Source organism: Mycobacterium sp. NS-7484 (genome assembly GCF_001953975.1).
In the GTDB taxonomy this organism is placed as follows: Bacteria; Actinomycetota; Actinomycetes; order Mycobacteriales; family Mycobacteriaceae; genus Mycobacterium.
Window position 1 is genome coordinate 1 of sequence record NZ_MBEJ01000127.1, and the last position, 12,531, is coordinate 12,531.

The 12,531-nt window shown below is 67.2% G+C and carries 17 protein-coding genes; 7 read left to right on the forward strand and 10 right to left on the reverse strand.

Translation table 11 applies throughout. The annotated features are described in order from the left end of the window. Positions 1-535 (reverse strand): type VII secretion protein EccB (gene eccB, locus A5733_RS22755; RefSeq protein WP_142254172.1); only part of this gene is annotated, 535 nt, incomplete at its 3' end. A 65-nt stretch (positions 536-600) separates the two neighbouring features. Then, positions 601-1,152, reverse strand: coding sequence for a CGNR zinc finger domain-containing protein (locus tag A5733_RS22760; protein ID WP_067775193.1), 552 nt, complete (start codon positions 1,150-1,152; stop codon positions 601-603). A 92-nt stretch (positions 1,153-1,244) separates the two neighbouring features. On the opposite strand from A5733_RS22760, the gene A5733_RS22765 reads away from it, so the two are divergent. From A5733_RS22765 to A5733_RS22785, 5 genes are all read left to right on the forward strand, one after another. Continuing rightward, complete coding sequence (locus A5733_RS22765; protein ID WP_076241766.1) at positions 1,245-2,213, forward strand: DMT family transporter; 969 nt, start codon at positions 1,245-1,247, stop codon at positions 2,211-2,213. A gap of 15 nt (positions 2,214-2,228) precedes the next feature. Then, positions 2,229-2,909, forward strand: coding sequence for a cutinase family protein (locus tag A5733_RS22770; protein ID WP_067775198.1), 681 nt, complete (start codon positions 2,229-2,231; stop codon positions 2,907-2,909). Positions 2,910-2,946: 37 nt separating this feature from the next. Continuing rightward, positions 2,947-3,612: a cutinase family protein gene (locus tag A5733_RS22775; protein ID WP_076241767.1), complete on the forward strand. Its 666-nt coding sequence runs from the start codon at positions 2,947-2,949 to the stop codon at positions 3,610-3,612. Positions 3,613-3,675: 63 nt separating this feature from the next. Next, the gene (locus A5733_RS22780; protein WP_369806768.1) at positions 3,676-4,329 is read left to right on the forward strand and encodes a cutinase family protein; all 654 of its coding nucleotides are present in this window, start codon (positions 3,676-3,678) and stop codon (positions 4,327-4,329) included. Positions 4,330-4,380: 51 nt separating this feature from the next. Then, positions 4,381-5,244 (forward strand): hypothetical protein, encoded by an 864-nt coding sequence (locus A5733_RS22785; RefSeq protein WP_076241768.1) that lies wholly within the window; start codon positions 4,381-4,383, stop codon positions 5,242-5,244. 171 nt (positions 5,245-5,415) lie between these two features. Here A5733_RS22785 and truA read toward each other — a convergent pair whose 3' ends face one another. The 8 genes from truA to infA form a co-directional block, all read right to left on the reverse strand. Beyond that, the gene (gene truA / locus A5733_RS22790) at positions 5,416-6,276 is read right to left on the reverse strand and encodes a tRNA pseudouridine(38-40) synthase TruA (protein ID WP_076241878.1); all 861 of its coding nucleotides are present in this window, start codon (positions 6,274-6,276) and stop codon (positions 5,416-5,418) included. Between the two features lie 13 nt (positions 6,277-6,289). Beyond that, a complete protein-coding gene (gene rplQ / locus A5733_RS22795) occupies positions 6,290-6,847 on the reverse strand; it encodes a 50S ribosomal protein L17 (RefSeq protein WP_076241769.1) in 558 nt (185 codons plus the stop codon). A 63-nt stretch (positions 6,848-6,910) separates the two neighbouring features. Further along, on the reverse strand, positions 6,911-7,966 hold the full coding sequence (locus A5733_RS22800; RefSeq protein WP_019347690.1) for a DNA-directed RNA polymerase subunit alpha: 1,056 nt from the start codon (positions 7,964-7,966) through the stop codon (positions 6,911-6,913). Positions 7,967-8,044: 78 nt separating this feature from the next. Then, entirely contained in the window at positions 8,045-8,650 is a 606-nt protein-coding gene (gene rpsD, locus A5733_RS22805) for a 30S ribosomal protein S4 (protein ID WP_067775208.1), read from the reverse strand. 14 nt (positions 8,651-8,664) lie between these two features. Then, a complete protein-coding gene (gene rpsK, locus A5733_RS22810) occupies positions 8,665-9,078 on the reverse strand; it encodes a 30S ribosomal protein S11 (protein ID WP_004571524.1) in 414 nt (137 codons plus the stop codon). Positions 9,079-9,083: 5 nt separating this feature from the next. Continuing rightward, positions 9,084-9,458, reverse strand: a complete 375-nt coding sequence (gene rpsM, locus A5733_RS22815; RefSeq protein WP_004571523.1) for a 30S ribosomal protein S13 — start codon at positions 9,456-9,458, stop codon at positions 9,084-9,086. A gap of 187 nt (positions 9,459-9,645) precedes the next feature. Next, complete coding sequence (rpmJ, locus tag A5733_RS22820; protein WP_003879483.1) at positions 9,646-9,759, reverse strand: 50S ribosomal protein L36; 114 nt, start codon at positions 9,757-9,759, stop codon at positions 9,646-9,648. An 85-nt stretch (positions 9,760-9,844) separates the two neighbouring features. Then, positions 9,845-10,066 carry a translation initiation factor IF-1 gene (gene infA, locus A5733_RS22825; RefSeq protein WP_003418601.1) on the reverse strand — a complete coding sequence of 74 codons (222 nt, stop codon included), beginning with the start codon at positions 10,064-10,066 and terminating at the stop codon, positions 9,845-9,847. A gap of 281 nt (positions 10,067-10,347) precedes the next feature. Between infA and A5733_RS22830 the strand changes: the two genes are divergently transcribed. After that, positions 10,348-10,890: an NfeD family protein gene (locus A5733_RS22830; RefSeq protein ID WP_197508379.1), complete on the forward strand. Its 543-nt coding sequence runs from the start codon at positions 10,348-10,350 to the stop codon at positions 10,888-10,890. A 57-nt stretch (positions 10,891-10,947) separates the two neighbouring features. Beyond that, entirely contained in the window at positions 10,948-12,507 is a 1,560-nt protein-coding gene (locus A5733_RS22835) for a flotillin family protein (protein WP_076241770.1), read from the forward strand. Positions 12,508-12,531: the final 24 nt, after the last annotated feature.

Below are 12,531 nucleotides of genomic sequence, written 5' to 3' on the forward strand. Positions count from 1 at the left end.
CGAGGTCCCCGCCCTGCGCGCACCCTCGATCGCCGGCGTGGGTACGCCCGGGCCGGCTGCGCTGGGCGGGCTGCCCGACATCGCAGATGGCCCAATCCGTTTCGTCGAGGCGCAGCGGTGGGCCGAGATGGGACGGCGCGCCCGGGATGCCGACCAGCGGGCCGCGCCGAAGCTTCGCCAGGGCCGCCTCGTTGACCGCGACCGGGTTCGCCGGCGCGCCGGCGACGAGCCGGGCCGAGGTCAGGTTGAGCGCGGGGTGTACGACGTCGTCGACCCTGACGTACAGCGCCCCGGTATCCCGGACCATCAGGATCGGTGCGTCCCGCGGTGCCGCACCGGGACGCACGACGGCGATCACCGCGCACACCGCGACTGCGACGGCGGCCAGCACGCAGCCTGCGCTGTAGGCCACGGCTTGTGCGCGCAACGGATCGTCGAGCATGCGGGCATCACCGCGGACCAGTGCATGCGCCGTGCGTCGCATCAGAAACCGATGCCCGCTGAGCTGTAGCCGAGTGGCCGATCGCCGTGCCATATCTCCCCCGTGGGCAACCCTATCCCGGGGCGAGACACCACGATCACGCCGATTTACGCCTGGGGTCAGTCGGCGCGTTGCCGCTGCCGGTAGGCGGCAACGTGCTGACGGTTACCGCAGTTTCCGGTGTCGCAGAAGATGCGGGAACGGTTGCGCGACAGATCGGTCAACACGGCCTCACAGTCGGGCGCCGCACAGATCTTGAGCCGGCGGAGTTCACCGCCGCGGATCAGATCGGCCAGCGCCATCGCCATCTCCGCGCCCATCCGCTGCGCCAGCGGGTCGTCGACCGAGGCCAGGTGCAGATGCCATTCCGGCATCTCCTTGTGCCGGGTCAGCCACGGCGCGGCCTTGGTGTCACTGAGCAAGGCGTTGACCCGACGGACCGTCTCCTCTTCGTCGGCGGCCACCGCCCAGATCTCGCCGAGTCGTCCGCGCAGGCCGCGCACGGCCGCCAATTCGGCCTCGTCGCGGTCGCGTCGCCCGGTCCATCCGAATTCGTCGAGATAGGCGCTTAGCGCGGCCTGGTCGGTGAGCGTCTCGCCCGTCACCCGATCGGTGTTGACCAGCACCATCGCGGCCCGCAGTGTGAGCTCTGTGTCATAGGTGAAAAGCATTTGACTCATGACTCCCTGTCGCCGTAGCGTCAACACTACTGTCACTACCATAGACACTTTTACTCATGACATGCCCCCGGGGAGGTGTACCGATGACCGCCGAGATCCAGCTCGACCGCACGACCGCCGACAACCACTTCCGACTCGGACTGATGTTCGCCGTGAGTTCCGCGCTGGCGTTCGGGTCGTCGGGCCCGTTCGCCAAAGCGCTGATGGAGTCCGGTTGGAGCCCGACCGCGGCCGTCACGGCCCGGCTCGCCGGCGGCGCGCTGATGATGGCCGTCTTCGCCTGCATCGTGCGCCCCGGTTGGCTTCGCGAAGTGCGCGACCATGCCCGGACCGTCGTCGTCTACGGCGTCTTCCCGATCGCCGGCGCCCAACTCTGCTACTACAACGCCGTCGCCCACCTGTCGGTCGGCGTGGCCCTGTTACTCGAATACACCGCGCCGGTCCTGGTGGTCGGCTGGGTATGGGCCACCACTCGCCGGCGCCCCGGCGCCATGACGTTCGGCGGGGTGGCACTGGCGATCGTCGGGATCATCCTGGTGCTCGACGTGTTCAGCGGCGCCCACATCAACCTCGTCGGGGTGGGCTGGGGCCTGGCCGCCGCCGTGTGCGCCGCCTGCTACTTCCTGATGTCCAACCGGGTCAGCACCGACGGCGACGGGCTCAATCCGATCAGCCTGGCCGCCGGCGGCCTGATCGTCGGCACCGCAGCGGTGTCACTGCTCGGGTTCAGCGGTGTGATGCCGTTGACCTTCACCGCCAACGCGGTGATGCTCGCGGGGCACGCCACCGCGTGGATCGTGCCGGTGCTCGCCCTCGGCCTGATCCCCACGGCGCTGGCCTACACCCTCGGCATTCTCGGTATCGCCCGTCTCAAGCCGCGCTTCGCCTCACTGGTCGGCCTTTCGGAGGTACTGTTCGCGGTCCTCATCGCGTGGGCCATGCTCGGCGAGGCCATCTCGATGAGCCAGGCGATCGGCGGCGCGGTGGTGCTGACCGGGCTGGCCCTGGCCCGCCAAGGCGACCGTAGTGAGCAAACGATTAGCCTTGGCTAACCATTTTGTGTGACTATGGCGGTCGTGACTTTTCTGTGGAAGCCGTTCCGGCTGGCCGCCATGGTCTCAGCCATCGTCTGCGCAGGCGCCCTGGCCACCGTCTCTTCTCCGAGCATCCCGACCGCCGCGGCTGAGCCCTGCTCCGACGTCGAGCTGATCTTCGGGCGCGGCACCAGCGAGCCGCCGGGCATCGGACGCGTCGGGCAGGCCCTCGCGGACGCACTGCAGGCGCAACTCGGCGGCCGCACGGTGAGCACCTACGGCGTCAACTACCCGGCCACCTACGACTTCATGGCCGCGGCCGACGGCGCCAACGACGCCACCAACCGCGTCGCCACCCTGGCCGAACAGTGTCCCTCCACCCGTGTGGTGCTCGGCGGCTACTCGCAGGGCGCCGCGATCGTCGACATGCTGATCGGTGTGCCCCCGTTGGGCAACAAGGTCGGTGAGGTCGGCTCGGCCCCGCCGCTGCCCGCGGACCTGAACAAGAACATCGCCGCGGTCGCGGTCTTCGGCAACCCGTCGGCCAAGTTCGGCATCCCGGTGACGTCCAGCCGGTTCGGCGGACGTGCGATCGACCTGTGCAGTGACGGCGACCCGATCTGCTCCGGCGGCCGAAACCCGTTTGCGCACACGCATTATGAGAGCTCGCCGTTCATTCAGCAGGCTGCCGGGTTCATCGCCGGATTGGTCTGATCCGGCGGCCCGCTCGCGGCAGACGTTACGATTCGGTGTGGCCAATGATCTTGTTCGTCGCTGCACCGTATTCCTCGCGGCAGCGCTGACCGCTGCTGTCGCCGTCGTCGCCCCCGTGCTGATGCCCACTCCCACCGGGAGCCTCGGCGTGGCCGCGGCGGACTGCCCCGACATCGAGGTGGTCTTCGCGCGCGGCACCAATGACACGCCCGGCCTCGGCCGGATCGGCAACGCGTTCGTCAGCTCGCTGCGCAACAAGGTCGGCGGTCGGTCGGTGGGCGCCTACGCGGTGAACTATCCGGCCAGCTTCGACTTCCTGGCCGCGGCCGGCGGTGCGAACGACGCCTCCGGCCATATCCAGTGGATGGTGGACAACTGCCCCGACACCCGGCTGGTGCTCGGCGGCTACTCCCAGGGCGCCGCGGTGATCGATGTCATCGCCGCCGTACCGTTCCCGGCCGTCGGCTTCACTGCGCCGTTGCCGCCGAACGTGCCCGAGCACGTCGCCGCCGTCGCCGTGTTCGGCAACCCGTCGGCCAAACTGGGTCTGCCGCTGACCGCGAGTCCGGTGTACGGATCCCGTGCCATCGACCTGTGCAACCCCGGTGATCCCATCTGCGGCGACGGCGACAGCGTTGCGGCGCACCGCGCCTACGAAGGCCCGGCCAACGAGGCCGCCGGCTTCGTCGCCGGGCTGTTGTAGCCAACGTCCGCTACGATCGCTTAGGTGGTCAAACTTTCGGGTGGCCGACGACTTCGGCGATGGATCTCGGTAGGTGCCATCCTGGCTGCGGTCGCTACCGCGCTGCCGGTGGGCTCGGCGGTCTTTTCGGGCTCGCTGGCCGTGGCCGACGCGGCGCCGTGCCCTCCGGTCGAGGTGGTTTTCGCCCGTGGCCGGACGGAGCCGGCCGGGGTCGGGACGCTGGGCAACGCCTTCGTCAATGCCCTGCGCTCGCGGGTCGACAAGACCATCGGCGTCTATGCCGTGAAGTACCCGGCTGACACCGAAGTCGACATCGGCGCCAACGACATGAGCAGCCACATCCAGTACATGATGAACAACTGCCCGGACACTCGGTTGGTGATCGGCGGATACTCGCTGGGCGCCGCGGTCGCCGACGTGGTGCTGGCCGTTCCGTTCACCGGCTTCGGGTTCAAGACCCCGCTACCGGCCGGCGCCGACGGGCACATCGCCGCGGTCGCGCTGTTCGGCAACGGCGCGGCCTGGGTGGGCCCCATCAGCAACTTCAGCCCGATCTATGCCGACCGCACCATCGAGTTGTGTCACGGTGCCGATCCGATCTGCAACCCGGCCGATCCCAACACCTGGAAGAACAACTGGCCCGATCACCTGGCCGGCGCCTACATCGAGGGTGGCATGGTCAACCAGGCCGCGGACTTCGTGGCGGGCCGGCTCTGACCTGACCTGACCTGACCTGACGTTGTCGGTGGCCTCGGCGACGCTGGGCCCATGAACCAACCGTTGCTGGGCAGCCGCGCGCTTGCCACCGGGTTCCTCACCGACCGCGACCTGCGGACGAATTATCAACCTGTGTACCGAAATGTGTACCTGGCCAATGACGTCGATCTGACGGCGGCGCTACGCGCCCGCGCGGCGTGGCTCTTCGCCGGACCGGACGCTGTCCTGTGCGGTGTGTCGGCTGCAGCGGTACACGGCGTTTCGTGGCTGGACGCCAACGTTCCGGCCGAGGTGGTGCGCACCAATCGTCGAGCCCCGGCCGGACTGCGGGTGCGTTCGTATGCGCTGTCCCCGGACGACATATGCGAGGTCGACGGTATGCGCCTCACCACCGTAGCCCGGACAGTGTTCGACCTCGGTCGCTCGCTGTCTTTTTCCGATGCGGTCCCGATCATGGATGCCCTGCTGCACCACACCGGCCTCGACCCGGGCCAGGTGTGGTCGTTGGTCGATGCCCATCCAGGGATTCGTGGCATCGACCGCCTGCGAGCGGCGCTGTCGTACGCCGACGGCAGTGCGGGGTCGCCACTTCAGAGTCGAACTCGAATGATGCTGCGGAACGTAGGAATACCCGGGCTCGAGACGAGAATTCCCATTCTCGACCAGTGGGGAATGGTCTGGACGCACGCCGCGATGGGCTGGCCTCGTCTGCGGGTCGCGGTCGAGTGCGACGAAGCTCTCGATTCAGCCGATCCAACCGCCGACCGAACCTGGGTGCACGCTCACACCGCCGACCTCGAAGACCACGGCTGGGTCGTCGTCTGGGTCACCGAGCCGATGATGTCTCGGCAGCGCGCGATAGTGGCGCGGGTCCGAGAGAAGTTGTTCACCGCGCTGCGGCGGCGGGCGAGCTGAGCGGCCCGATATCCGCTTCCGCGCACTGTGACGAATGTGCCGGATATCGTGCCCACCGTCGTCGGATTCAACGAGAACGTACACAGTCGTCACAGTGTTCGAGACGGTATACTCAGCGGGGTGAGGCGGTCGCCCGTCAGACGCGAAGCGCCCGATCCCAGACGTCAGACGTCACAGCGTGCGCAGGTCCCGGGTGACGACGTTGCGGGCGGCCATTTCCTCATCGGCCGGATAGTCGACCTGCACGAGAGTGAGCCCCCGGGCCGGCGCTGCGGCGAAGTCGCTGGAGCGGCTGGTCTCGCTCAACAGCCCGGCCGTCCAGTCAGGCGACCGCCTGCCCTCCCCCACCGCGAGCAATGCGCCGACCAAGGAACGAACCATGTTCCAGCAGAAGGCATCTGCGGTGACATAAGCGGTGACGTAGTGGCCGACACGCTCCCATTCCAGGCGCTGCAGGTCGCGGATCGTGGTGGCTCCGGGGCGATGCCGACAGAAGGCCGCAAAGTCGTTGAGCCCCAACAACTCTTGCGAGGCGGCAGTCATCGCGTCGAAGTCGAGCGGCTTGGCCCACGGCGTGACGAACCGGGCCTCGGCCGGCTCGACACCATAGGGAGCCAAGCTCAACCGGTAGGTGTAGTGGCGACGCAGCGCCGAGAACCGGGCATCGAAACCCGCAGGCGCCCGCACGATGTCACGCACCCGGACATCCGTCGGCAACAGCCGCGCCAACCGGCGCACCAGCGGGGTGAACTCCGCATCGCCTTCGCGAGTGCTGCGCGGGTAGGCGCGCGGAAGTGCGTCGGCCGAGACGTCGACGTGGGCGACCTGGCCGGTGGCATGCACGCCGGTGTCGGTACGTCCGGCCGTGCGGGTCACCACCGGGGTGCGAAACACCGTGGAGAGCGCGTCGTCGATCACGCCGGCGACAGTGCGTTGACCGGCCTGCAGCGCCCAGCCGGCGAAATCGGTGCCGTCATAGGAGATGTCGAGCCGCAAACGAACATGCCCGCCACCGGATTCGGTGGCGGGCATGTCCATGTTGTCACTACGACTTGGCAGCGTCATCCTCAGCAGCTGCCTCGTCGGCGGGTGCCTCGTCGGCGGGTGCCTCTTCGGCTGCCTCGACCTTGGCTTCCTCGGCTTCTTCAGCCTTGGGAGCCTCTTCGGCCTTGGGAGCCTCAGCCTCGGCAGCCTTGGCCTGCGCGGCGGCGGCGCGACGTGCGCGATCCGCCTCGGAGGTCACGGTCTTCTCCCGCACCAGCTCGATGACCGCCATGGGAGCATTGTCGCCCTTACGGTTCTCGACCTTGATGATACGGGTGTAGCCACCGTTGCGGTCGGCGAAGTGCGGGCCGATCTCGTCGAACAGGACGTGCACGACGTCCTTGTCGCGGATCTTCTTCATCACCTCGCGCCGGTTGTGCAGCTCACCCTTCTTGGCGTGGGTGATCAGCTTCTCGGCGTACGGACGCAACGCCCGGGCCTTCGGCTCGGTGGTCTTGATCCGGCCGTGCTCGAACAGCGACGTGGCCAGGTTGGCCAGCAGTGCCTTCTGGTGTGAGGACGACCCGCCGAGGCGAGGACCCTTGGTGGGTTTGGGCATTGCGACTATCTCCTAATTGGGGCCGGCCCCCGTATCAGGTAGGACCGGGACGACTGTTCTTCTTTAGAGCTGTTCGGTTTCGGCGTAGTCCTGGGTGTCGTCCAGGTCGTAGCCGCCGGCGTCCGCGGTCCAGGTGCCGGTTGCGGCGTCGTAGCCGGCGACCTCGGACGGATCGAACGTGGCCGGGCTGTCCTTGAGCGAGAGACCCAGCTGGTGCAGCTTGATCTTGACCTCGTCGATGGACTTCTGGCCGAAGTTGCGGATGTCCAGCAGGTCGGACTCCGTGCGGGCGACAAGCTCGCCCACCGTGTGCACACCCTCGCGCTTGAGGCAGTTGTACGAGCGGACCGTCAGGTCCAGATCGTCGATCGGCAGCGCGAAGCTGGCGATGTGGTCTGCCTCGGCCGGCGACGGGCCGATCTCGATGCCCTCGGCCTCGACGTTGAGTTCCCGTGCCAGACCGAACAATTCGACCAGGGTCTTGCCGGCCGACGCCAGGGCGTCACGCGGGCTGATCGAGTTCTTGGTCTCGACGTCCAGGATCAGCTTGTCGAAGTCGGTGCGCTGCTCGACACGGGTGGCCTCGACCTTGTAGGTCACCTTCAGCACCGGGCTGTAGATCGAATCGACCGGGATACGGCCGATCTCAGCGCCCGAGGCCTTGTTCTGCACGGCCGGGACGTAGCCGCGACCGCGCTCGACGACGAGCTCGACCTCCAGCTTGCCCTTGTCGTTCAGCGTCGCGATGTGCATGTCCGGGTTGTGCACCGTCACACCGGCCGGGGGCACGATGTCACCGGCGGTGACCGCACCCGGGCCCTGCTTGCGCAGGTACATGGTGACCGGCTCGTCCTCTTCGGAGGACACGACCAGGCCCTTGAGGTTCAGGATGATGTCGGTGACGTCTTCCTTGACCCCGGGGACGGTGGTGAACTCGTGCAGCACACCGTCGATGCGAATGCTCGTCACGGCTGCGCCCGGGATGGACGACAACAGTGTGCGCCGCAGCGAATTGCCCAGGGTGTAACCGAAACCGGGCTCCAGCGGCTCGATGACGAACTTGGAGCGGTTGTCGGCGAGGGTTTCCTCGGACAGTGTGGGTCGCTGAGAGATCAGCATGGTGTTTCTTCTCCTTCTCGGCACCCGCTATTTGATGCCGTCTGGTACCTGCCGGTCGGCTGACCGGCAGGTCATTCACTACTTCGAGTAGAACTCGACGATGAGCTGTTCGGTGAGCGGAACGTCGATCTGCGCGCGCTCGGGCAGCTGGTGAACGAGCACCCGCTGACGCTCGCCGACGACCTGCAGCCACGACGGGATCGGGCGCTCACCCGCGGTCTGCCGAGCCACCTCGAACGGCAGGGTGTTGAGCGACTTCTCCTTGATGTCGATGATGTCGTACTGCGACACCCGGTAGCTCGGGATGTTCACCTTGACACCGTTGACGGTGAAGTGGCCGTGGCTGACCAGCTGACGGGCCATCCGGCGGGTGCGCGCCAGACCGGCGCGGTACACCACGTTGTCCAGCCGGCTCTCCAGGATCTGGAGCAGGTTCTCGCCGGTCTTACCCGACTGCCGGTTGGCCTCTTCGTAGTAGCGGCGGAACTGCTTCTCCAGCACGCCGTAGGTGAAGCGAGCCTTCTGCTTCTCCTGCAGCTGGGTGCGGTATTCGCTCTCCTTGATCCGCGCGCGGCCGTGCTGGCCGGGCGGGTAGGGGCGCTTCTCGAACGACTGATCTCCACCGACCAGGTCGACGCCGAGACGACGCGACTTGCGGGTGGCGGGTCCGGTATAACGTGCCATTTTCTAGATCCTCCCTAGACCCGGCGCCGCTTGGGCGGACGGCAGCCGTTGTGCGGCTGCGGAGTGACGTCGGAAATCGCGCCCACCTCGAGGCCGGCGGCCTGCAGCGAGCGGATGGCGGTCTCGCGGCCCGAACCCGGACCCTTGACGAACACGTCGACCTTCTTCACGCCGTGCTCCTGCGCCTTGCGGGCAGCGTTCTCGGCGGCCAGCTGTGCGGCGAACGGGGTCGACTTACGCGAACCCTTGAAGCCGACGTGACCCGACGATGCCCAGGCGATGACGTTGCCCTGGGGATCGGTGATCGAGACGATCGTGTTGTTGAACGTGCTCTTGATGTGAGCGGCGCCGTGCGGGACGTTCTTCTTTTCCCGGCGGCGGGTGGTCTTACCGCGCTTGGCGCCGGCTGCCTTCTTCGGGGGTGCCATCGTGGTTACCTAGCCTTCTTCTTGCCGGCGATGGTGCGCTTCGGACCCTTGCGGGTACGCGCATTGGTCTTGGTCCGCTGGCCGCGCACCGGCAGACCACGGCGGTGCCGCAGGCCCTGGTAGCAGCCGATCTCGATCTTGCGGCGAATGTCGGCCTGCACCTCGCGGCGCAGGTCACCCTCAACCTTGAGGTTGCCTTCGATATAGTCACGCAGAACGGTCACCTGATCGTCGGTCAGGTCCTTGGTGCGCATGTTCTTGTCGATGCCCGTCGCGGCGAGAATCTCGTTCGAACGGGTACGGCCGATGCCGTAGATGTAGGTCAGGGCAATCTCCATGCGCTTGTCGCGCGGAAGATCAACGCCCACGAGCCGTGCCATGTGGCGGTTTCCTTCTTCTCTGTCGGAGGTCTGGTCCCAGCCCGTTCCCGTCAGCCCCTAAGGGCTCCAAGGGGTCCGGCCTCCGTGCCGGACGTGGATGACTGCTCATCGCGGATGAACGGCGGATCCGTTCAGTGGTGCTGGGAGTTCATCATTCAGTTGTGTTGTGATCCGTCAGTTGACGGGATCAGCCCTGCCGCTGCTTGTGGCGGGGATCGCTGCAGATCACCATGACCCGCCCATGCCGGCGGATCACCCTGCACTTATCGCAGATGGGCTTGACGCTCGGGTTCACCTTCACGGCTGTTCGATCCTTCTGGCTTGTTGGTGACATGCAGGCACGCACGCCGCCGTTTCTCGTCGTTACTGGTCGGGCTTCTATCGGGTCACTTGTACCGGTACACGATGCGGCCCCGGGACAGGTCGTAGGGAGAGAGCTCCACCACTACGCGGTCCTCGGGCAGGATGCGGATGTAGTGCTGCCGCATCTTGCCGCTGATGTGGGCCAAGACCTTGTGTCCGTTCTCCAGCTCAATGCGGAACATCGCATTGGGCAGAGGTTCGACCACGCGACCCTCGACCTCGATGGCACCGTCTTTCTTGGCCATACTTTTCGGCGATCCTTGCTTTCGTTTCGTAGCTTCATCAGTCTCAATGCAGCCCGTCGTGATGCTGCGACCGACCAACTTCAAAACGTGAGCCGGATCGAGGCGAAGTTGCAGAAATTCAGCAGTTCCAAGACGGGGCACGCAAAAAGTCGGCGCGATAGCCGCACCGTTGGTCCACAATACCCGCTCGGCGGCCGGTACCAAAATCACGGCTGATCAGCTCCGGCAACCCAGATCTGTGCCGAAGATTGGTGCACGGCGATGCCGCCGTTCAGGCGAGAATGGTACGGACTGATCCGCGCTCTGCGAACGGAGACCCCGAGCTCGTGTTGGCTGTGTACCTGGCCGCATTCGTCGTCGGCGGCATTGCCGTTCTGGCCGCCCTGTTGCTCGCCGATGTCGGGCACGGCGACGGCATGCCCTTCCTGAGCCTGACCGGCCTGTCGGTCGGCCTGCTCGGCGCGGGCGTCGGCGGCCTGATCGGCACCTGGCTCGGGCTGGGCGCCCTCTGGTCTGCGGTGCTGGCCGGAGCCTGCGCCGTCGTGCTGGTCTTCACCCTCAACGGTCTGTTGTTGCCCTACATGCGCCGGCAGCAGTCGAACTCCCACCACGGCCGGTCCTCCTACGTCGGCCTGCTCGGCACCGTCACCCTCGAAGTCCCGGCGGGCGGCTGGGGTGAGGTCTCGTTCGTCGACGCCGACGGCAATCGGGTGTTCTCCCGGGCCAAGAGCGACGAGGCCGACGCGCTCCCCAAGGCCACCCGCGTCTACATCGCCGATATCGATCCGGATTTCGTCCACGTCGTCGCCGTTCCAGAAGCCTGAGCAGTTCCAGAAGCCTGAGCAGTTCCCGAGCACTGACCCACCGAGAAAGGCACCACCGTGTCCCTGTTGCTCATCGTCGTCTTGGCCGCCATCGCCGCCATCCTGATCCTGGTGGTGCTGCCGATGGTCTATGTGAAGAACTACATCAAGGTGCCGCCCAACGAGGTGGCCGTGTTCACCGGCCGCGGCACACCCAAGGTGGTCCGCGGCGGGGCCCGGTTCCGGATGCCCGGCATCGAGCGCGTCGACATCATGAGCCTCGAGCCGTTCAACGTCAGCATCAACCTGCAGAACGCCCTGTCCAACAACGGTGTCCCCGTCAATGTCGAGGCGGTCGGTCTGGTCCGCATCGGTTCGGCCGATGAGGCCGTGCAGACCGCGGTGCAGCGCTTTTTGACCTCCGACCTCAACGAGTTGCAGCGTCAGATCAACGAGATCCTGGCCGGGTCCCTGCGCGGCATCACCGCGACCATGACCGTCGAGGATCTCAACTCCAACCGCGACAGCCTGGCCCGCAGCGTCGTCGAGGAGGCCGGCGGCGATCTGGCCCGCATCGGCATGGAGGTCGACGTCCTCAAGATCGCCGGTATCTCCGACGCCAATGACTACCTGAAGTCGCTGGGCCAGCGCCGCATCGCCGAGGTCAAGCGCGACGCCACCGTCGGCACGGCCGAGGCCGAGCGCGACGCGCAGATCCAGTCGGCCAAGGCCCGCCAGGAGGGATCCATCGCGCAGGCCGAGGCCGACACCGCGATCGCGACCGCGAACCAGAAGCGCGATGTCGAACTCGCCCGGCTGCGCGCGCAGACCGAGGCCGAGAACGCCCAGGCCGATCAGGCCGGGCCGCTGGCCAATGCCCGCGCCCAGAAGGACGTCGGCATCGCGATCGAGCAGGCCGAGGCAGCCCGGGTGCAGGCCCGCATCGAGGTGGAACAGCGCCGTGCCGAGCAGGCGCAGGCCGCCCTGCAGGCCGACGTGATCGCCCCGGCCGAGGCGAAGCGACAGGCCGACATCGCGATCGCCGAAGGTCAGCGGCAGTCCTCGATCCTGGCCGCCGAGGCCGCGGCCGAAACCGAGCGGCGCAAGGGTCAGGCCGAGGCCGACGCCCGCAAGGCCGCCGCCGACGCACTGCGGGTCGAGAAGCAGGCGGAGGCAGACAGCTTGCAGGCCAAGTTGGTCGCCGAGGCCGCCGGTAAGAAGGAACTGGCCGACGCGCTGCGCGTCGAGCAGCAGGCCGAGGCCGCCGGTATCGAGGCCAAGCTGCTGGCCGAGGCCAACGGTAAGAAGGAGATCGCGGCCGCCCTCAACGGCTACACCGCCGACGCCGCGCGGCTGCTGATGCTGCCCGACGTGCTGGCCTCGGTGGTCAAGGCGACCGAGGCGGCCGCCTCGCCGCTAGCCGAGATCGAGCGGCTGTCGATCATCGGCGGGTCCCGCGACACCCAGGACGCCGTCGGCGGACTGCTCGGCATCAGCCCGCTGGCCGTGGCGAACATCCTCGAATCGCTCAAGTCCTCGGGCATCGACGTCGCGGCGATGCTCAAGGGTTCGGCAGATCCCGGCCCTGCCACCAATGGCAAGCCGGTGCCGACCGGGCCGGCCTCCACAGACGAGTGAACCAGGCGTTCTTGAACGCCGACC

Excerpts from the sequence above, each read along its gene's own strand:
- A5733_RS22760 (WP_067775193.1), bottom strand. The coding sequence starts at position 1,152 with ATGCTTTTCACCTATGACACAGAGCTCACACTGCGGGCCGCGATGGTG.
- truA (WP_076241878.1), bottom strand. The coding sequence starts at position 6,276 with ATGCCCGCCACCGAATCCGGTGGCGGGCATGTTCGTTTGCGGCTCGAC.
- rplQ (WP_076241769.1), bottom strand. The coding sequence starts at position 6,847 with ATGCCCAAACCCACCAAGGGTCCTCGCCTCGGCGGGTCGTCCTCACAC.
- A5733_RS22770 (WP_067775198.1), top strand. The coding sequence starts at position 2,229 with ATGGCGGTCGTGACTTTTCTGTGGAAGCCGTTCCGGCTGGCCGCCATG.
- A5733_RS22765 (WP_076241766.1), top strand. The coding sequence starts at position 1,245 with ATGACCGCCGAGATCCAGCTCGACCGCACGACCGCCGACAACCACTTC.
- infA (WP_003418601.1), bottom strand. The coding sequence starts at position 10,066 with ATGGCCAAGAAAGACGGTGCCATCGAGGTCGAGGGTCGCGTGGTCGAA.
- rpsM (WP_004571523.1), bottom strand. The coding sequence starts at position 9,458 with ATGGCACGGCTCGTGGGCGTTGATCTTCCGCGCGACAAGCGCATGGAG.
- rpsK (WP_004571524.1), bottom strand. The coding sequence starts at position 9,078 with ATGGCACCCCCGAAGAAGGCAGCCGGCGCCAAGCGCGGTAAGACCACC.
- rpsD (WP_067775208.1), bottom strand. The coding sequence starts at position 8,650 with ATGGCACGTTATACCGGACCCGCCACCCGCAAGTCGCGTCGTCTCGGC.
- A5733_RS22800 (WP_019347690.1), bottom strand. The coding sequence starts at position 7,966 with ATGCTGATCTCTCAGCGACCCACACTGTCCGAGGAAACCCTCGCCGAC.
- A5733_RS22830 (WP_197508379.1), top strand. The coding sequence starts at position 10,348 with ATGGTACGGACTGATCCGCGCTCTGCGAACGGAGACCCCGAGCTCGTG.
- A5733_RS22785 (WP_076241768.1), top strand. The coding sequence starts at position 4,381 with ATGAACCAACCGTTGCTGGGCAGCCGCGCGCTTGCCACCGGGTTCCTC.